Source organism: Xanthomonas prunicola (assembly GCF_025266575.1).
Taxonomy (GTDB): Bacteria; Pseudomonadota; Gammaproteobacteria; order Xanthomonadales; family Xanthomonadaceae; genus Xanthomonas; species Xanthomonas prunicola.
The window spans coordinates 4156575-4175078 of the sequence record NZ_CP096142.1 but is presented as its reverse complement, the minus strand read 5'-3'; the positions used below and the strand labels follow the sequence as shown (position 1 = coordinate 4175078).

The 18504-nt window shown below is 62.8% G+C and carries 18 protein-coding genes and 1 pseudogene; 16 read left to right on the top strand and 3 right to left on the bottom strand.

What is annotated here, in order from left to right; all coding sequences use genetic code 11:
• Positions 1–168: 168 nt before the first annotated feature.
• The 15 genes from M0D43_RS17790 to M0D43_RS17720 all read left to right on the top strand — a co-directional run bounded on the left by M0D43_RS17790 (position 169) and on the right by M0D43_RS17720 (position 10900).
• Positions 169–420: a WGR domain-containing protein gene (locus tag M0D43_RS17790; protein WP_010369113.1), complete on the top strand. Its 252-nt coding sequence runs from the start codon at positions 169–171 to the stop codon at positions 418–420.
• 14 nt (positions 421–434) lie between these two features.
• Positions 435–1499, top strand: a complete 1065-nt coding sequence (hemE, locus tag M0D43_RS17785) for a uroporphyrinogen decarboxylase (protein ID WP_252162426.1) — start codon at positions 435–437, stop codon at positions 1497–1499.
• A 1051-nt stretch (positions 1500–2550) separates the two neighbouring features.
• Positions 2551–2838 carry a RebB family R body protein gene (locus tag M0D43_RS17780; protein ID WP_064507350.1) on the top strand — a complete coding sequence of 96 codons (288 nt, stop codon included), beginning with the start codon at positions 2551–2553 and terminating at the stop codon, positions 2836–2838.
• A 35-nt stretch (positions 2839–2873) separates the two neighbouring features.
• Positions 2874–3143, top strand: coding sequence for a RebB family R body protein (locus M0D43_RS17775; RefSeq protein WP_064507351.1), 270 nt, complete (start codon positions 2874–2876; stop codon positions 3141–3143).
• 30 nt (positions 3144–3173) lie between these two features.
• Positions 3174–3440 carry a RebB family R body protein gene (locus M0D43_RS17770; protein ID WP_101361696.1) on the top strand — a complete coding sequence of 89 codons (267 nt, stop codon included), beginning with the start codon at positions 3174–3176 and terminating at the stop codon, positions 3438–3440.
• A gap of 52 nt (positions 3441–3492) precedes the next feature.
• The gene (locus M0D43_RS17765) at positions 3493–3771 is read left to right on the top strand and encodes a RebB family R body protein (protein WP_022973268.1); all 279 of its coding nucleotides are present in this window, start codon (positions 3493–3495) and stop codon (positions 3769–3771) included.
• 106 nt (positions 3772–3877) lie between these two features.
• Positions 3878–4213, top strand: coding sequence for a hypothetical protein (locus tag M0D43_RS17760; protein WP_260807422.1), 336 nt, complete (start codon positions 3878–3880; stop codon positions 4211–4213).
• 88 nt (positions 4214–4301) lie between these two features.
• Positions 4302–4481 (top strand): RebB family R body protein, encoded by a 180-nt coding sequence (locus M0D43_RS17755; RefSeq protein ID WP_165786143.1) that lies wholly within the window; start codon positions 4302–4304, stop codon positions 4479–4481.
• A complete protein-coding gene (locus M0D43_RS17750) occupies positions 4478–5140 on the top strand; it encodes a RebB family R body protein (protein WP_260807421.1) in 663 nt (220 codons plus the stop codon). The genes M0D43_RS17755 and M0D43_RS17750 overlap by 4 nt, the downstream gene beginning before the upstream one ends.
• Before the next feature lie 79 nt (positions 5141–5219).
• Positions 5220–5567 carry a hypothetical protein gene (locus M0D43_RS17745; RefSeq protein WP_252162422.1) on the top strand — a complete coding sequence of 116 codons (348 nt, stop codon included), beginning with the start codon at positions 5220–5222 and terminating at the stop codon, positions 5565–5567.
• A 19-nt stretch (positions 5568–5586) separates the two neighbouring features.
• The gene (locus M0D43_RS17740) at positions 5587–6657 is read left to right on the top strand and encodes a hypothetical protein (RefSeq protein ID WP_260807420.1); all 1071 of its coding nucleotides are present in this window, start codon (positions 5587–5589) and stop codon (positions 6655–6657) included.
• 275 nt (positions 6658–6932) lie between these two features.
• Positions 6933–7286, top strand: a complete 354-nt coding sequence (locus M0D43_RS17735) for a hypothetical protein (protein WP_252162420.1) — start codon at positions 6933–6935, stop codon at positions 7284–7286.
• Between the two features lie 4 nt (positions 7287–7290).
• On the top strand, positions 7291–8346 hold the full coding sequence (locus M0D43_RS17730; protein WP_260807419.1) for an NUDIX hydrolase: 1056 nt from the start codon (positions 7291–7293) through the stop codon (positions 8344–8346).
• Positions 8347–8388: 42 nt separating this feature from the next.
• Entirely contained in the window at positions 8389–9075 is a 687-nt protein-coding gene (locus M0D43_RS17725) for a glycoside hydrolase domain-containing protein (RefSeq protein WP_252162418.1), read from the top strand.
• A 40-nt stretch (positions 9076–9115) separates the two neighbouring features.
• Positions 9116–10900: a hypothetical protein gene (locus tag M0D43_RS17720; protein ID WP_260807418.1), complete on the top strand. Its 1785-nt coding sequence runs from the start codon at positions 9116–9118 to the stop codon at positions 10898–10900.
• Here M0D43_RS17720 and M0D43_RS17715 read toward each other — a convergent pair.
• Positions 10897–12435 (bottom strand): AraC family transcriptional regulator, encoded by a 1539-nt coding sequence (locus tag M0D43_RS17715; RefSeq protein WP_260807417.1) that lies wholly within the window; start codon positions 12433–12435, stop codon positions 10897–10899. The genes M0D43_RS17720 and M0D43_RS17715 overlap by 4 nt on opposite strands.
• A 435-nt stretch (positions 12436–12870) precedes the next feature.
• Between M0D43_RS17715 and mdtD the strand changes: the two genes are divergently transcribed.
• Positions 12871–14292, top strand: a complete 1422-nt coding sequence (gene mdtD, locus M0D43_RS17710; protein WP_260807415.1) for a multidrug transporter subunit MdtD — start codon at positions 12871–12873, stop codon at positions 14290–14292.
• Positions 14293–14322: 30 nt separating this feature from the next.
• Here mdtD and M0D43_RS17705 read toward each other — a convergent pair whose 3' ends face one another.
• Both M0D43_RS17705 and M0D43_RS22215 read right to left on the bottom strand, forming a co-directional pair.
• The gene (locus M0D43_RS17705) at positions 14323–17871 is read right to left on the bottom strand and encodes an ATP-binding protein (RefSeq protein ID WP_260808289.1); all 3549 of its coding nucleotides are present in this window, start codon (positions 17869–17871) and stop codon (positions 14323–14325) included.
• 346 nt (positions 17872–18217) lie between these two features.
• Positions 18218–18412 (bottom strand): annotated as a pseudogene (locus tag M0D43_RS22215) (response regulator); the annotation flags it as partial.
• Positions 18413–18504: the final 92 nt, after the last annotated feature.

Sequence of the window (18504 nt, the reverse complement as noted above, 5' to 3'; positions counted from 1 at the left end):
AGTGTCCCAGACGCGATCGAACATCCCGAAACACGCAGAGCCGTGCCTTGCGCTATCTGCGGAACCCACCTGCATCCCTGTCCCAACCCAACTTCCCACTCTCCTATCCCCCAATCCCCAATCCCCCGCCCCACCAGCCTTCAGCAGCGGCCGGCTACAATCGGCCGCATGCGCATCCTTCTACAGCACGATCCCGGTGGTAACGCGCCGCTCCGCTATGTCCAGCTGACCTTGCAACCGGACCTGTTCGGTGGCTGGGAATTGCTGCGCGAAACCGGCGAGATCGGTGGACGCACGCAACTGCGACGCGACCAATACCTGCAACAGGATGAAGCGGACCGCGCCTTCGACAAGGCGCGCGACACCCAACTCAAACGCGGTTTCCAACTCATCACCGGCGGCGCCGACGCGCCGCGCTGAGGACACACCTTCCCATGCTCAAGAACGATCGCCTGCTGCGCGCCCTCAACCGTCAGCCCGTGGACCGCACCCCTGTGTGGTTGATGCGCCAGGCCGGCCGCTATCTGCCGGAATACCGCGCCACGCGCGCGCGCGCCGGCAGCTTCCTGGGCATGGCCAAAAACCCGGACATCGCCTGCGAAGTGACCTTGCAGCCGCTGCAGCGTTTTCCGCTGGATGCGGCGATCCTGTTCTCCGACATCCTCACCATCCCCGATGCCATGGGCCTGGAGCTGTATTTCGTCGAAGGCGAAGGCCCCAAGTTCCGCCACCCGGTGCGCGACGCTGCTGCAATCCACCGTCTAGGCGTGCCGGACATGGAAACCGAGCTGCGCTACGTGATGGACGCCGTGCGCGTGATCCGCCGCGAACTCGACGGTTCCGTGCCATTGATCGGTTTCTCCGGCAGCCCGTGGACGCTGGCCTGTTACATGATCGAAGGCGGCGGCAGCAAGGAATACGCACGCATCAAGGCGATGGCCTTCAACGCACCAGAGTTGCTGCATCACCTGCTCAACACCGTCACCGACGCGGTGATCGCCTATCTGGCCGCACAGCGCGCCGCCGGTGCGCAGGCCCTGCAGGTGTTCGACACCTGGGGCGGCGTGCTCTCGCCGGCGATGTACCGCGAATTCTCGCTGCCCTACCTCACCCGCATCGCGCGCGAGCTGGAGCGCGGCGACGGCGCCGAGCGCACCCCGCTGGTGTTGTTCGGCAAGGGCAACGGCGCCTACGTGGCCGATCTGGCCGCCAGCGGCGCCGAAGCGGTGGGCGTGGACTGGACCATTTCGCTGGCCGACGCCGCGCAACGCGCAGGCGGCCGCGTCGCCCTGCAGGGCAACCTGGACCCGGCCACACTGTACGGCTCGCCCGAAGCGATCCGCACCGAAGTCGGCAAGACCCTGGACAGCTATGCGCAAGGCAATGGCGGCTCGCGCGAAGGCCATGTCTTCAACCTCGGCCACGGCATGTCGCCGGATATGAATCCGGAGCATGTCGGTGTGCTGGTGGACGCAGTGCAGAGTTTGAGCAAGCGGTAATGCCAAGACACGGTCGACAGCGCAGCGCCGCTGGCGACCGTGTCTTGGCGTGCGCGGACTAGATGCGCAGAAGGATCGTGTCCGGTAGAAGCTGCATCGGGCAGGCGGTTGCATGACCGCCGGAGATGCGTGGCACTGACACGTCGACCGAGATATGCCCCGCCTTCCCGCACTTACGCCCGGACTCTCCAGCAAGAGCGAGGCCTACCGCAAGGCCATCATCAATCGTGCGAAAAAACAGCCGCGCCAGACGCGGCTTTCCTGCATTCTTTGGTTAACTTTCCAATTCCGCAGCAGGAATGTGGGCAGGCCGCACGCCGCCTTACCGACGCCCAAACGCAACGCAAGGCGCACGTTGCTTCATCACCCGCACTAAGCCAGACAAACTCAAACCATTGCTGAGGTGCAGATGACCGGCACCGCACAACATGGATTTTGGCCGTGGCAAGCGCATGCCTGCGCAACGACGCGCGTGTCGGATGGTCTGCAGCCCGCGTGCCGCGCCGGCTTATTCCCGGACGCGCGCGCAAGCAGATATCTCAGGGCCGCGTTCGTGTTGCAACTTACCCGGCTCCAACCAGCTTGCTCCGGCAATCAAGCGGGCTCGCATGCAGGGCCTCACATGCAACAGATCAGCAATGCGCTGGCAGCCCTATCTCGCAACCCACCGACAAGGCATTAGCTACCGACGACGCTACTGCAGCGAATCGTGAAGCGAACGCAAGCGCCATGACTCAGCTCAGGCAATAGGTATCGCGTGTCTTGCATCACTTTTGTGTAACCCGCGTCGCGACTCCCCGACACATTCCCCGCACGCCGTTGCAAAACGCGTCATTGCGTCGCCTACCGCTCTAAAGCGAATCGGACTTCACGTCGATAAGCCCGACATTGCCATCGTTTGAACCAATTTTTCCAGGCGAGGGCGATCTACTGTTTCTCCACGGTGATGCGATGCCAGCACGGCACATCTCACAGGTCGGCAGGCTGCCAACCCTCGACACCGTCACGTTTGTTCCGGCGCTTCAAACATCCGCAAACCAGGGAGAAAAGCATGGCCTTTCCAACTGCCGTCAACGACCAGATCACCGACTCCGTCACACAAGCCAATACCAAAGTGCTGGGCGATGCCCCGGCAATTGCGATGGGCAATCTGTACCAGGCGACCGCACAAGCGCTAGCCAATGCCGCCCATAACGCGACCAATGCGCAGCAGCAGAGTTATGTCACCGCGCAGTCGGCCACCACGATGGGCGTGGCCACCCTGTACTCCATCGATACCGCCACCACTGGGGTAGCAACCAAGCAGATTCTGAGCACTGGCGTGAAGGGCCTGGGCTAAGTCAATCGTGATTTCTGGCACATAAGGAGCAAGCAATGGCATTTCCAACCGCAGTCAATAATCAGATCACCGATTCCGTTACTCAGGTAAATACCAAGGTCCTGGGCGATGCACCGGCAATTGCAATGGGCAATCTGTATCAGGCAACCGCACAAGCGTTGGCCAATGCTGCTCATAACGCAACCAATGCGCAGCAGCAGAGCTATGTCACTGCGCAGTCGGCCACCACGATGGGCGTGGCAACCCTGTACTCCATCGACACCGCCACCACCGGCGTCGTTACCAAGCAGATCCTGAGCGTTTAACGGCTCGGCTGACGCCAAGGACACCCGCGCATGGCATTTCCCACCGCCGTCAACGACCAGATCACCGATTCGGTTACCCAGGCCAACCTGCAAGTGCTGGGAAGCTCCCCTGCTGCAGCCATGGGCAATCTGTACCAGGCCACCGCACAGGCGCTGGCAAACGCAGCCCACAACGCAACACTCGCGCAACAACAGATGTATGTCACCGCACAGGCAGCGACCACGATGGGCGTTTCGCTGCTGTATTCGCTCGATACCGGCGCCACGGGTGCCGCCACCAAGAAGATTCTCGGCTAACTGCTAACGCTGCAGCGTCTTCATTCCTTCACTACCTCTAGGAGCTATCACCATGGCCTTTCCGACTGCCGTCAACAGCCAGATCACCGACTCCGTTTCCCAGGTCAACACCAAGGTCCTCGGCGATGCGCCGGCGATTGCAATGGGCAACCTGTTCGTTGCCACCAGCCAGGCGCTGTCCAACGCCGCCCACAATGCCACCAACAATCAGCAGCAGTCCTACGTGACGATGCAGGCATCGACGACCCAGGGCGTTTCCACCCTGTATTCGATCGATACCGCGTCCGATGGCGTCGCCACCAGGGAAATCCTGAGCGCCGGGCTCCGGTAATCTGCCACCAGGCGCCGCTGCCACAGCACGAGCGGCGCCTGGTTCGATGCACGAAACCCTTGCAACTCCCACGCAGTTCATTGGCCGAATCGAGAAAGGACGCCTCATGCTGCAACTACGTCATATCACCACGTCCAACACCCTGGACGTCTTCGTCAGACTGATCAGGGGCCGCACCATCGTGGCGACATTTGCGCCGCACCAAAAGGCAGTGATGAACGTCGAGTTCGACGGCATCCTGCCCTTGATTCCCGGAGCGCAGCCGCTGGTCTATCGCCATCAGCTAGACAGCAAGATCGACGTACCGCACGGCAATATTGCGTTTCTGGAATGCATGCCCAATGGCGTGGCGTTGCAGTACGCAGGCAAACACGAGCCACAGAACACCGTGCTGTTCTCGGCTTCGGCTGGCGTTGAACAGCGCAGGCCGTCGTTGGTCTAAAAGCCGACGCTAGTGCGCCGTCATGGAGCCAAGCGCGTCCACCGCAAGCGTCGCCAGCCTGATCGGTACTGCCGCAACGGGTGCGGCGATGGCCATCGGGCAAGCGCCGGCCTTCGCGATGGGAGCCACCTACCTGGCGTTGGCGGACTCCATCGCGTTGGCGATGGGAAACGCCGTTGCCAGCCAACAACGCGGACAGGTTCTCGCCGATGCCGCACTCACCAACATCCTTGCCCTCATCATCCAGAAGGGAGCGACTTCGTCATGATCGACGACAGTAGCGTGAACAGCCAGATCGTCGACGCGGTGAGCAGCATCGTGACGCTGACCACCGGTCAGGCGCCTGCACAGGCGCTCGGCATGCTCGATGCCGTGATGCTTGAGACGCTGGGCATGGCGATGCACAACGCCGTCAACCGGCAGCAAGGCGCGGGCATGATCAATGCAGCAGCGATCACCGCAGCCTGCGCCAAGATGATCTCAGCACCGTTCCCGGTTGCGCCGCCGTTGCCGCCCCCATCCCCCGGGCCAGCGCCGACAGTTGCGCCGTTACCTGGCCCGCCCTCCGTACCGCCTCCGCCAGCCGCGGTGATTGCCGCCGCAGCGGCAGAAGCCAAGGTGGCCGTCGACGTACTGAAAACCCAAGCACAAGGCGCTTCAGCGGATGCGGCGGCCGCAACCGCCGACCTCATGGACGTGCATGCGCTGAGCGTACCGCCACCGCTGCCTGCCACTCCCCCCGCCTCCGGCGCCGGCCCCGATCATGCTGCCTCTCCTGCTGCTCCTGTTGCTGCACTCGCGCCTTCCTCCACAACTCCAACTGCTGGCGCACCCCCTGTTGTTCCTGCACCTGCACCTGCTGCTCCTGCTGCACCTGCATCTGCATCTATCCCTGCACCTGCACCTGCGCCGCCTACTCAGTCATAGGCCGCTGGCAGAAGTGACGTCATCCACCCCTACCACCAGGCCTCATTGAAAGGCGGCCGATCATTCTATGGGAACCAAGATGGAACCGACAAAGGTCAATGCGCAGGTCATCGATGTCATCAACCAGGTGCAGCTGGCGACCATGAGTCCGCAGGTCGTGCTGACCAGTGGCGCCGGCAAAGCCTACCAATCCGTGGCGCAGTCCACCGCCATCGCGGTGCAGGACGCGACCGATGCGTTACGCAATGTGTCCACGATCGCAACCACGGCCGTTGGCGTTGCGATGGCGCAGTACCTGGCCACCGGCGATGACAAGTACGTCATTGCACTGACGCAGGCGCAGGCGCTGATGCAGGGCGCCACCGACGACTTTGCCAGGATCGGCTCGGCGGCCGGGCTGGTGCTGAAGAACTTCCCCGCTGGCTGAACTCACAAGGAGTCATGCAATGTCCGTTTCGATCGCAGGCCGCCTGATCTCGATGCCAACGATGCTCTCGACGCTGGGCAGGCACTGCCTGGCCTTCATCGATGGAGGCACGCAGTGGCTGGCCTGGGCGATCCAGTCGCCCGGTGTGCGTTATGACTTTCCCGACGAGAGCAGCTTGCTCGACGACGTGCAGCAAGGCTTGCACGGCTCGCGCCTGGCCTTGTTGCCGCAGTTGGAGCTGAAGGTCAGCCCGGTCAAGCTGATGACTCTGAGCCCGACCGACCTGGGCACGTTGGCGCAGGCAGAAGCCGGCGATACCGGGTCGGTGGTCAAGGCGCAGCTGCAGCGCATCTTCCGCGACAACGCCCTGTTCACGGCAAGCGATCTGGCCGCGGGCCGCAGCCTGCTGATGCAGTTGAAGGTCGATGGCGCTGCAGTGTTCCAGTCGCTGGACCTGGAAGAAAGCCTGGCGCTACGCCAACTGGCGGCCGACGCGCCGCCGGCCAACGTGATGCCGGCACTGCAACAGGAAGCGGCGGCCTTCGCCATCGAGCAGGCGCGAACGCCGCTGGAATTCTGCGACTACTACCGCTTCTATCTGGCTTGCACGGCCACCATCGCAGTTGCAGAAGAGCGCGCGCACGCGGCGGCCTCGGCATTGCAGACGCTGTTGCCGCTGCTGTTCACCACCCTGGATTGCCCGCAAGTCCAGGGTCTGCCGTCGCCCAATGAAGTCGAACGCAGCGTTGCAGAGTGGTTGGCACGCGGTCGCCAGATCGGCTTCGCACGGCTATCGCTGGCGGCACAGCAGATCGTTCAACACACCCGCTACCACGGCGACGGCGATGCGGCAAGCGACGCGATTGGTCTCTACCTGCAGTCTGCGCAAGCGTTTCTTGCTGCAAACCGGCCCAGCCGTGGCGTGCTGGGCCAGGATGGCAACAGCTGCGTGTTCACCATGCAGAACGACTCTCTAGCGGGGCTGCTGCAGGTCAACGGCGGCGTCATTTCGCTCCGCGATTTCGGTGCCGCAGCCGTACACGTACCCACCAGCACTGCGCAAGTTGCAGACACGGAGGACTGGGAGTGAACGCATCGAGTTCGTTTGCCGCAGCCACCGACCACGCCCCGCTTGCGATAAGCCCCGCCGACGCGGCTCGCGACGCAGTGCACGCCGGACGCGCAGCCGCACTGGCTGCCGCACGCCAGGGGATGACGCAAGCCGAACACGCACTTGGCGAAATGCTGCGCGCTCTCGCAGCGCAGCGCCCGACCGATATCCCACCGCTCACGGTCCCGATCCAGCCACCGCACACCGACGCGGTTGCCCCGCCCCATCCCGCTTCCACTTCAGGAGACATCCGCATGTCCGACAATACCCAACCCACGCCTCCGGCACAGACCGCCGCCTCTGCGGCGCAATCGCCCGCGTTGTCGCAGGCCGAGGCCGCACTCAAGGCGGCGCAAGCCCAGGTCGACCAGGCCATGGCCGCGGCCGACATGGCCGTGCAGGCGGCCATGCAGGCCGCAAACGCCGCGATCGCCTCAGCTGGCTATGGCCGGGAAGTCGATAGCGCAGCGCAGGCCTTGCAGCAGGCCGACCAGGCCGCTGCCGCTGCGGTCGCCGCCGCGCAACAGGCCGAGCAGGCGATGAGCGCCGGCACACCCGACTTGCCGCCGCCGGAAGCGTCGCGCCCATCGACGCCAGACCGGAGCTGATGGCATGCCACAGGTCTATGCGGCGGTGACGGACGGAGCCGGCAACTATCTGATTGCACGCAAACGCAATTTCAACAAGTGGTGGGCGCGGTACGCGGCGCTTGTCCTGGCGATGGAAGCACTTACGCTGGTGTGCAAGGTCAACGCCAATCCCGTTCCGGATTGGACCAATGTCCATGCGCATCTGAGTAGTGCCTACCGGGCAGCGAGCGACGTCTTGCGCGACGGTACCCCCGCTTTTCCCGACGCGGCAAACGCACTCGATGTTGCAAGGAACGCATGCCTCACTACGCACGACGGAAAGCTGATTGCAGACAACGTGTTATTTGCCGTCAGAAACCTCATTGACGTAACGACTGCACGCCGACCAGCCGTTGCGCTTGCTCCGAACATCAGAACCGATACCGACACGCTTGCATCCAGCATCCCCGCTTCCGTCGGCAATCCCTTGCAGTGGAATGCGCCACGTGCGCAGGCAGAGGCGATCGCACGCAACATCGCCAGTTGGGCCGATAGCCAGCGACCGACCATCGTCAATCAAGCAGGTCAGTGGGCATTGCCTGGTGGCGGCATCCACGACGGCGAATCTCCCGAGGCGGCTGCGCGGCGCGAGTTTGCCGAGGAAACCGGCTTTTCGCTCGACGATGTAAGTGACTTCCCGTGCGATCCACCGGTTGACTTGACCGACACGCATGGTGAGTTGTTTCACCTGATGTGTTTCCAGACCACGCGCGATCTGGGTTCCATCGTGACATCCATCAACCAGGCCACCGCCGCAGGCGCAAGCGGCAGTCGGCCACGCGGAAGTGGGATCTGCGATTGGGAAATCGCGTCTATGCGATGTGTCAATAAATCGAAACTGACCGACTATCTGGGTATCCCCCAAACCCTGTCGGCACCTGCCCTCTGGGAAGGGGCATGCATCACCGCAGGCATCGCCTATCCGCCAGCACGCGGCTCGGCGCACTTGATTCGCAGCAGCAGTGGCTGGGAGGCCTACCCACGCCACGCCATCGATTGGTACGCGCAGATCGCATTGCATCTGCAAGCCATTGTCTGACTGCTCGCTTCACCCTCCTTTTCCAGACGCGGGAGTTTCATCATGACGTTCCACATCGGCTTCGATACCGCCCGCTTTCCAGGACTGCCCGCGCTCGCCTGGTTGAAGGCGAATACCGCCCTGGCATGGTGCGGCTATTACCTTGCGCCGGCACCTAGCCATGCCGATACAGATTGGATGGGATGGCGGCCAACACTGGTCGCCAATGGGTGGGGGCTGGCGCCGGTCTACCTGGGCCAGCAGACCACCGGGCCGGGCTCGCACACCGTGACTGCAGCACAGGGCAGCCTAGACGGCGCAAACGCAGCCGCCCTGGCCAATCGAGAGGGCTTTCCCTTTGGTGCGGTGGTCTATCTGGACTGGGAAGACGGCGGCCACCCCAGTCCCGACGGAGTCGCCTACATCCGCGCTTGGATCGCCGCACTGGTCGCTGCCGGCTATGCGCCGGGCCTGTATTGCTCGCACGTGCTGGCCGCCAGCCTAGTTGCCGCACTCGCGCCGGGGCCAGCGCTGCAGATCTGGGCCTGGCGCGTTGCAAATGCCAACACCCACACCTACGCCGGCGACATCCAGACGTTGACCGCATCCGACCCGGCCGGCAGCGGTTATGCGCAAGCTGCACTCTGGCAGTGCGAGCAAGACGCGGTGCTGTCGCTACCAGGAACGCCCTGTGACGGTTTGCAGATCGATCTCAATTATTCCGACGCTGCAGATCCAAGCGCTCCCTGAGCAAACGCACTCTCCACCCGTTGCGAGCCGAGGCCACGCCATGAAGGAATCTCCCGAACAAGAACAACTGCGCCGTGCGATCAGCGGCGAGTTGACCAAACGGATCAACGACGCGGCGCGCTGTCCCAACGTGCGCTCTGCGGTGATCCAGGCATTGGGCACCATCCAGGATCGGATCGCGGGTCTATGCATCGCGGTGCGCGAGCGATTCATGTTGCGTGACGACCAGCTGCTGGCACGCTTTTACATCAAAGGAGGCAATGCATTCACAGCATGCATCGACCTATTGCAAGGGCAGGACCAGCACCTATTCGACTCGGGAAGCTCGGATTGGGACACGCAGGTCGCGATCGACCCGTGGCTTCCCACATCCGTGCAGGATGCACTGCATGCGGAAATTGAAGACATCGTCGTCGATGAGATGCGGAAGGTCGGCGTCCTCATCGCCTTTGAACTCAGTCTGCTGACGGCCCTCGAATCTCCGCTGTCAGAACAGCTTTACCCAATCCCACGTGCGCAATGGAGTCCGAACGCAGTCGACGTGCGGTGCTTGGTCACCTGTGACGCGCCCCAGACATTACGCCGGGTCTTCGAGCGTGACCGCACCGGCCTTTCCGCTTATACCGGGGTAGAGATCGCCAAGATCGGCGAGCGCGATACACCATCCCCGCCAGGCATCGTGCTGAACGACGGAATCAAGCCATTCGTGCTCTATCGCCTGGGTTACACCTGGCACGCCACCCTCATGGAAACCTATGCCGACCGGATTGTTTCGGAACCGGCAAGTCCACGCGGCATACTCATGGAATTGATCGACGTGAGCCTGCCGCGTCGCGACACGATCGAAGCGATCGCGATCTGGTCGGAGATGGAAAACGCCCATCTCACCATCGCCACTGCTGGCGGCACGCAGGAGCGCTGGCAATTGCCGCTCCCGGACCTGGATTATCATCTACGCGAAAATCTGCTGATGTTGTGCGAGATCGCCAGCGACCCGCTCGCATTGGGCGCACACAAGGAGGCCAAGCGACGCGAACGTGTGGCCGCCATCCACGCCTGGTACGCGTCCAGAGCGCAACTGCCGCATTTTCAAGACGTACTCGATGCAATGGCGGGCAGACACGTCGGGCAAGCTGGCGACGACGCCACCGCGCTGGTAAACGCGTTAATGGCGTCGGTGCGTGCACGCACGTTGGGAGCCGCACCGGACTACGTCAACGGGCAACCCACCGATGCAACGCGCACGCGCATCCTTGCCGCACGCTATGGCACCGGCACCCTGCTCACGCTGCTGTCGGCGTCCTTCACCGCGCCGGTCGTGCTTTCGGCAGCTTTCAGCGACGATCTCCAGTTGATGAGCATCCTCGCCCAGAGCCCTTATCTGGCAATTGACCGACTGCGTTTTTCCGGCGTGGACATGGCGGCGGTGGCACGGGTGACCCATAAACAGCTACGAGGGCTGGACATTGCCGCATTCGAGCAAGCCGTCGGACGCTGGCTCGGCGAGGACGTCAACATCCTGGACCAACCACACAACACACCGAGGGTGGGAGGCATCAGCTACGAGTGCACGCTGGTGGTGTTCGTCAACAACAAGAAACCGCCGTTCGCAAAAACGGCCGTCGCGTTTTTGACTCTCACCACCGCCACTGAGGCGCAGGCACCCTTCTATTCAAGCCCGTCCGATCGCGCCAATACATATGCAGCGCTCCCAGACATTGACGGTCAGCGCAAGGCAGCTGCTGCGCTGATTGGAGAGTTCGTGCTGCGTGATCTGCTGTCCAAGCAGCACGAAACCATCAAGACATTGCTACCTAACGCCTAGACCGGTGACGCCCCGCCTCGTGCGCCGGCATTACGGAACTGACGCGGGCTCACCCCCACCAGCCGCCGGAAGCTCTTTTCGAAATGACTCAGGTCGCCAAAGCCGACCTTCAGTGCCACTTCGGTGATGCGCAGCTTGCGTTGCCGATGCAGCAGTTCCTTGGCTTTTTCGATGCGTAGCTGCTGCAGCATCGGTTTGAACGGGGTGCCAAGTTCGTCGCGGAACAGGAAGCCTAAGTGCGACTGGCTGACGTGCGCCTGCCGGGCCAGCTCGCCCAGGGTCAGCGGCTCGGCGTAGTGTTCGCCCAGATGCACCAGGGCGCGCCGCAGTGCGTCGTGCAGGCTGGTGAGGCGTTGACCGGGGCGATGCGGAAGGCCGTCGATCCAGTCGACAGGCGTCTCTGGCAGCGTGGGCTCGGCCGAAAGATCGTCCTGTGGCGGCATCGTGGAGTGCACATCGCGCTGCGCGTCTTGCTCCCGCCCTTCCACCAAGCGCGGGACGTGACGTTGGATGTCGGCGCTGCTTATCGGCCTGCCGCCAGTCATGGCCGCCAGGCGCAGCATCACCCGTTCCAGCTCCTGGAGGTTTTCGGGCCATGGATAGTGGATCAAGGCGTCCATCAGCGGTTCGGTGATCAGCTGGAGGGGATCCAGGCCATGGCGATCCAGAACGCGCTCGACATGAAAGCCGATGTCTGCCCGCCGGTTTCGCAAGGGAGCAAGCACGATGGCCAGGACATCCAGTTGCGACAACAACGCACGAGAAAAGCGCTGCGCACGCACGCGGCGCGACAGATTGGCGGTCGTGGAGGCGATCACGCGGCACGCGGCCTCGTCACCCGAGGTGGGCCATGGCCCGTATCCGCATGAAAGATACCCGGCCAATTGACGTTGCAGGGTGTCGTCAAGCTCATCAATACCCTGCAGGAACAAGGTTCCTCCCGCGGCGCGCTCGAACCACTCTGCCGGCGCACCGGCAGGATGGATGCAGTCGACCACGACGAACGGCCACTGTCGCCAAGGTGATGTCGCATGCAACAAGAAGGCCACTGCCTGCTTCTCGGTACCGAACTCGCCGTGCACGATGACTGGCAAGCGACTGTCTGCGGCCTGCTCGACGAACGCATCGATCATCCAGACTTCTTCGGAAATGCCTGTAATCAGCAGTGATCGAGCGAACCGATCTTCCGCCAACGCCCGTGCGGCATCGCGCTTGATCAGGTAGGCACAACATTTTGCAATCTGCTGACATAGCGTCATCGCTTGTGTGGTCATACCGCCGTGCGCCAGCGTCACTGTCAATCTGCCGAGAACCTGCTGCGCATGTTGGACGGGAAAGCACCGGGTCAAGCTTCCCTGCATGTTCGCAACGTCAGAAGCCGACCGATTGCTGTCCTTCTCCTCGACAAACGCACATGCCGCGCCGTTCAAGATGTCGCTCTGCGATAGCGCTGCAGCGATCTTGGCGAGCGTTGTGGTTAAGGGATCGCGCGCGAGAAAGGCGCGCTGTAATACATTGAACACCTGCTTTTCCATGGAATGTCCGACCTGATAATTGGCGCGCTCTGAAGGCGGCCATACCCAAGTCGCGCCATCCCTGACCAGACCGTCGGCAAAGCTCCAAGAGATGAAGTGCGCTTGGTTATCTCAGCGGTCTCCCCGCCTCCTGCCCGATCCATCCAGCGCACGCAAGGTGAGCACTCGCTCGCCTTGCCTAGACCGGTTGGAGACACGAGAGATTCGCCAGCGAATCAATCAGTTGTTGCAAGCCAAGCCGGGCATTAGCACGCCCCCGGATCTTCGTCCCGACGATTCATGCCGCGCGGCTGGCCTGACAATCAATTAGGTGCGGCGTGTCTCATTCGTTGCCGGTGCATCGCTGTGACGGACGAATGCAATGGGACCGTACGCGTTGCGACTTTCTGCACAATGCGGCGGGGATAATGTGCTGTCCTCACGTTGGCGATACCCATGTCTCAGCCTGCCCCCGCCTTGCGCGCCTACGACGCCATCAAGCCGCTGCTGTGGCTGGTGTCGCTGGCCATCTTCATGCAGATGCTGGATGCCACCATCGTCAATACGGCGTTGCCGTCGATGGCACGCAGCCTGCACGAAAGTCCGCTGCAGATGCAGTCGGTGGTCTTCAGTTATGCGCTGGCAGTGGCGATGTTTATCCCCGCCTCGGGTTGGATTGCAGATCGCTTCGGCACGCGGCGCACCTTCCTTGCTGCGATCATCGTGTTCACCTTGGGTTCGCTGCTGTGCGCAGCCGCACAACACTTGCCGCAGCTGGTGGCTGCACGCGTGGTGCAAGGCATCGGCGGCGCGATGCTGCTGCCGGTCGGACGACTGGCGGTGCTCAAGACGGTGGCACGCGCAGACTTCCTGCGTGCGATGAGCTTCATCGCGATCCCCGCTCTGATCGGCCCACTGATCGGCCCGACCTTGGGCGGCTGGTTGGTCGAAGTCGCCTCGTGGCACTGGGTGTTCTTGATCAATCTGCCGATCGGGGTGATCGGGTTTATTGCCGCGCTCAAGATCATGCCGGATCACTATGGCGATGCACGCAAGCGCTTCGACTTGGTTGGCTACCTGATGCTGGCGTTCGGCATGGTGGCATTGTCGCTGGCCCTGGATGGCATCTCCGAACTCGGCCTGCGCCATGCGTTTGTGATGCTGCTGGCGATCGGCGGACTTGCCGCACTGGCCGGCTACTGGCTGCATGCCGGCGACACCACCAATGCGCTGTTTCCGCTGGCGCTGTTCAAGGTGGCGAGCTACCGCATCGGTATTCTGGGCAACCTGTTCGCACGTGTGGGCAGCGGCTCGATGCCGTTTCTGATCCCGTTGCTATTGCAGGTGGGCCTGGGCATGAGCCCGATGAATGCGGGGCTGATGATGGTGCCAGTGGCGTTGGCCGGCATGGCCTCCAAACGCGCGGCGGTCAAACTGGTGGGACGCTTCGGCTATCGACGCGTGCTGATGCTCAACACCGTCTTGGTGGGCATGGCAATGGCCAGCTTTGCGTTGATCGATATCGGCCAGCCGCTGTGGCTGCGCCTGGTGCAATTGGCCTGCTTCGGCGCGGTGAATTCGCTGCAATTTACCGTCATGAACACCGTGACCCTGCGCGACCTGGGCCACGACCACGCCAGCCCCGGCAACAGCTTGCTATCGATGGTGATGATGCTGTCCACCGGTTTCGGCGCAGCAGCAGCCGGTAGCTTGCTGGCCGCTTTCAACACGCATCTGGGCGACACGCATGGAGCCACCGCAGCGCTGCATGCCACCTTCCTGTGCGTCGGCGGTATCACCTTGTCGTCGACGTTGATCTTCTGGCAGCTGGCCGAGACGCGGCCGCATCCCAAGGAAGTCGAAGCGGTTGCCGAGTAGCGGCAGCGCAATGTCACGCATCCGTGGCGGCTAGAGACCGTCGCGTGGGCCTGCACGCCGCAACGCCTCGGCGATGGTGTCGGCCAATATGTCGCCGGTGAGCGGCTTGCGCAGGAAGCTGTCGAAGCCGGCCTCCTGTGCGTTCGGCTCGGCGGCTTCATCGGAGCGTGCGGTCACGGCGATCAATGGCATCTCGTAGCCGAATACGCGCAGTTGCCGCGCCAGCGCGAACCCATCCAGCCCGGGCAAATCCAGATCCAGCAACGCCAGATCGAAGGTGTTGTCGGCCGCCTCGGTCAACGCCGCCAGGCCGTGCGGTGCATGCACGACCGAATGCCCCTGCGCACGCAGCAAGCCGATAATGACCTCCGCGATCGTCGCGTCGTCTTCCACCAGCAGGATGCGCTGCGGTTCGACCGCGTTGCCAACATGCGTCACTTCGCCGCCCAGCGTTGCATTGGACGCCACCCAGCGCAGGGGCAGATCCACCACAAAGCGCGTCCCCGCACCGAGTCGGCTGATCACCTCGATCTGCCCGCCCATTGCCATCGCCAGCTCCTGGCAGATCGCCAAGCCCAGACCACTGCCACCATAGCGTGAAGTCGTCCTCGCACCATCGCCCTGCTCGAAGCGCTGAAACAGGCGCGCTTTCTGTTCGGCGTTAATGCCAGGACCCGTGTCAGCCACTTCAAAGCGCAGGCCTTGATAGGAACCGAGCGTGGTCAACTTCAAACCGACCACGCCACGCTCGGTGAATTTGATCGCGTTATTGAGCAGATTGAGCAGAATCTGCCGGATGCGGGTGGAATCGCCACTGGCGGTGATGTCGCCGAGCAAACCGATTTCCAGGTTGAAACGCAGGCCGCGCTCTTGCGCCAACGGTGCCATCAGCGCTTCCACTTCGGCCACGAGTTGACGCACCGAAAATGGCTCGAAATCCAGTTCCAGCCGTCCGGATTCGATGCGGGCCAGGTCCAACGCATCGTTGACCAGCCGCAGCAGATGCGCACCCGCGCGACGGATCGATTCGGTATAGCTACGCTGCGTTGCATCCTGCGATGTCTTGAGCAGCAATTCGCTCATACCTAAAACGCCAGTCATCGGCGTGCGCACTTCGTGGCCGAGCGTTGCGAGAAAACGGGTCTTGGCCAAAGAGGCTTGCTCGGCCAGTTCCTGTTTGTGCACCGCCAGCTGCCAGGCGTTCAAGCGACGCAGTCGACGGCGGTACAACAAGGTGGCCGCAGCAATCAGGCACATGGTCAGCAAAGCGAGCAAACTCAAACCCCACGGCGACAGCCACCATGGCGGCAACACCTGAAAACGTAATGCCTGGCTCGCAGACCAAATGCCATCGGCAGTGCGCCCCTGCACTTCCAGCGTGTAATGCCCTGAAGGCAGACGCGAGAACAGGCGCTCGCCAGTGGAGCCCACATCGATCCAGTCCGGGTCGTAGCCGCTCAAACGGAAGCGGTAGCTCGTGGATTCGGGATTGGTGAACGTGGGCATCCGCGCAACGATATGCAGGTCGCGGTCGCCGTCCTGCACTTGCAGTGGTGCCTTGCCGGTGACATCCAGTTCGCGCTCACCGCGTCGCAGGCTGACGCGTTCGATCAGCAACCGCGGTCGACGTGAATTCGGGCGCATCGTGGCTGGATCGAACACCACGATGCCATCGGACGTGCCGCCCAGGATCTGCCCGGTGTTCGCCTGCACTAAAGTCGCCACCTGCAGAGGCGAGGTGGGAAGACCATCGTGTACGTCATACACCCGCACCAGCTTGCTGCCGGGATCGACCCGAATCAGGCCACGATGACTGGAGACCCAGGCCACGCCGCCGGCATCGACCACCAGGCCGGTCGGCGAGACCTTCGGAAACTCCTGGTCCTTCCCCACCGTATCCAGCAGCGTGAGCTGCCTGCCGTCCCAGAGATAGCGCTGTAGTTTTCCTGCCAACCCAACCCAGACAACGCCCCCCTCGCCCTGGCGAAACACATAGGTCGGCAGGGACGGCACGCCACGCACCGCAACGAACTGGTCGGCATGCGGGTCCCATCGCCACAGTCCGGCATTGTTGCTCAGCCAGATTTGTCCATCCGGCCCGGTCCGCATATCCAGGACGGTCAGCGCTTTCAGCCCGTGGCTTGCATAGTCGATCGTTCTGAGCAGTTGGCCCTCGCTGCTCCAGAGTTGCACCCCGTGCGTCAGCAATGCGACCCAGATGCGTCCTTGCGCATCCTCGGCCATCCTGCCCGGCCTGCCCGCAATCTCGGGGTCGGCTGCGGGATCGTGCATGTGCTTGAGCAGCGGCCAGCGCTTGACCTCGCGTGTCCGCGGATCGTACCGAACCAGCGTGCCCTGTACACCGATCCAGACCTTCCCCAGTGTGCTTTCAATGACGGTGTCGGGAACGCGTTCTGGATCAATCGGGGCCAGATGTCGCTCGATGCGGCCGGTGACCGGATCGAAGTGCTCAAGCGCACCGCGTGTACCGACCAGCCAGATCCCGCCCGTGCGCGAAGGGGCTGTCGCAACGACCGAGGGATTGGCGAGGGACTGCGGGTCATCCGCGCGGTGCGAGAACAGGGCGAAGGTGTCCCAACGCGGAGGCAGATGCCACAGCCCGCCCTCCAGACTCGCGAACCACAGCCCTCCTTCGCGGTCCTCGTAAGCGGTAATCCAGTTCCGGTTGACCAGGCCGTGCGCCGAAAAACTGTAGACCGGCACGCGTTCGACGGCGCCGCCACCGGCTCTCATCCCAAGGCCGGTATCGGTATCCAGCCAATAGCGCCCAACGCGATCGCGCAGCAGCACGCCTTTGACCTGCGGCGTGGCCGTGACGCTGTGCCAGGGACGAGGCGTGGACGGCCCGACAGTATTGAACTGGACTGTATTGCCATCAAAATCGGCAACCCATAGCACCTTGCCGTCGGACTCCTTGTACAACCTGTTGACTGCCTGGGACGGGCCCGGCAACGGCACGCGCTCCAAGCGTCGACCATCCCAGTGCACGAGCCCGCCCCAGGTGCCGATCCACAGTGCGCCGTCGGGCGCAACCTCAAGACCCACCACATTGTCGGACGGCAAGCTCGCCAGATCTCCGGCCTTGGCAGAAAAGTGCTGCATCCGTCCATCGGAGCGGTAACGATAGAGGCCTTGCTTGGCAGTGCCGATCCAGATATCGCCGTCCGGCGTCTGTGCCAATGACCACAAGGTCGCGTCGCGTAGTTCCGGGAAATGTGGATCCTCCAGGCGTTTGAACGTGCGCGTGTTCGCTTCCAGATAGCCAACGCCGCCATCCTCAAAGCCCATCCACACCCGATCGTGGGCATCGACACAGATGGTCCAGACGACATTGCTGGTCAGGCCATCTTCCATCCGCCAGATGCGGTATTTGCGGCCGTCGAACCTGGCCAACCCATCATCACTGGCAAGCCACAGATACCCCTGTTTGTCTTCGGCCAATTGATTGATCGTATCGGACGGCAGTCCGTCAGCAATCGTCAGCTGAATGGGGACAGGTGTTGCGGGCGTCCGCGCCTGCACTGGAAGCACTGCCAGACACAGGCACACCCAGAACACAGCGAGCAGCCAATGGGGCAAGCGGGATAGAAGGCGCACCGGATCAACTTCACAACAAGTCGGCGCATAGTGCGGGCCACAGGCGGTGCGGGCAAGCCCGTCTCTGTGCGTGCCGCTGCGTCTGCGCTCGGCCCCAGGAAGTTTGCGGTCGCGTCATCGGCAAGCCCGCGCCATCCCGCAATGGTGGCGCGCAGCGGACCCAACAGTGCATTTCCCTCAGATGACCTTCTGGCCTCTCGAAATAATCGCGACCTTGCATCGCGGCTCGACACCCCGTCGCCGGAAGAACGCATCGCATGCCGCCCAATTAGCGCCAGCTTCGATGACAGGGCATCCGCACAGCGTGTTATCGCTTGCTGCGTAACGCCTCGGCGATGGTGTCGGCCAACATGTCGCCGGTGAGCGGCTTGCGCAGGAAGCTGTCGAAGCCGGCTTCCTGTGCGTTCGGCTCGGCGGCTTCATCGGAGCGTGCGGTCACGGCGATCAATGGCATCTGGTAGCCGAAAGCGCGCAGTTGCCGTGCCAAGGCGAAACCATCCACAGGAGTGGTTGGTACTGCCGCGTAGGCAAACACGGGCACCGCTGTGATCAATAGAACCAACCACAGTGCAACAAGGTTGTGACCGAAAGCGG

What these genes read in the sequence shown, in the direction of transcription:
- M0D43_RS17790 (WP_010369113.1), top strand. Translation starts at nt 169, where the DNA reads ATGCGCATCCTTCTACAGCACGATCCCGGTGGTAACGCGCCGCTCCGC.
- hemE (WP_252162426.1), top strand. Translation starts at nt 435, where the DNA reads ATGCTCAAGAACGATCGCCTGCTGCGCGCCCTCAACCGTCAGCCCGTG.
- M0D43_RS17780 (WP_064507350.1), top strand. Translation starts at nt 2,551, where the DNA reads ATGGCCTTTCCAACTGCCGTCAACGACCAGATCACCGACTCCGTCACA.
- M0D43_RS17775 (WP_064507351.1), top strand. Translation starts at nt 2,874, where the DNA reads ATGGCATTTCCAACCGCAGTCAATAATCAGATCACCGATTCCGTTACT.
- M0D43_RS17770 (WP_101361696.1), top strand. Translation starts at nt 3,174, where the DNA reads ATGGCATTTCCCACCGCCGTCAACGACCAGATCACCGATTCGGTTACC.
- M0D43_RS17765 (WP_022973268.1), top strand. Translation starts at nt 3,493, where the DNA reads ATGGCCTTTCCGACTGCCGTCAACAGCCAGATCACCGACTCCGTTTCC.
- M0D43_RS17760 (WP_260807422.1), top strand. Translation starts at nt 3,878, where the DNA reads ATGCTGCAACTACGTCATATCACCACGTCCAACACCCTGGACGTCTTC.
- M0D43_RS17755 (WP_165786143.1), top strand. Translation starts at nt 4,302, where the DNA reads ATGGCCATCGGGCAAGCGCCGGCCTTCGCGATGGGAGCCACCTACCTG.
- M0D43_RS17750 (WP_260807421.1), top strand. Translation starts at nt 4,478, where the DNA reads ATGATCGACGACAGTAGCGTGAACAGCCAGATCGTCGACGCGGTGAGC.
- M0D43_RS17745 (WP_252162422.1), top strand. Translation starts at nt 5,220, where the DNA reads ATGGAACCGACAAAGGTCAATGCGCAGGTCATCGATGTCATCAACCAG.
- M0D43_RS17740 (WP_260807420.1), top strand. Translation starts at nt 5,587, where the DNA reads ATGTCCGTTTCGATCGCAGGCCGCCTGATCTCGATGCCAACGATGCTC.
- M0D43_RS17735 (WP_252162420.1), top strand. Translation starts at nt 6,933, where the DNA reads ATGTCCGACAATACCCAACCCACGCCTCCGGCACAGACCGCCGCCTCT.
- M0D43_RS17730 (WP_260807419.1), top strand. Translation starts at nt 7,291, where the DNA reads ATGCCACAGGTCTATGCGGCGGTGACGGACGGAGCCGGCAACTATCTG.
- M0D43_RS17725 (WP_252162418.1), top strand. Translation starts at nt 8,389, where the DNA reads ATGACGTTCCACATCGGCTTCGATACCGCCCGCTTTCCAGGACTGCCC.
- M0D43_RS17720 (WP_260807418.1), top strand. Translation starts at nt 9,116, where the DNA reads ATGAAGGAATCTCCCGAACAAGAACAACTGCGCCGTGCGATCAGCGGC.
- M0D43_RS17715 (WP_260807417.1), bottom strand. Translation starts at nt 12,435, where the DNA reads ATGGAAAAGCAGGTGTTCAATGTATTACAGCGCGCCTTTCTCGCGCGC.
- mdtD (WP_260807415.1), top strand. Translation starts at nt 12,871, where the DNA reads ATGTCTCAGCCTGCCCCCGCCTTGCGCGCCTACGACGCCATCAAGCCG.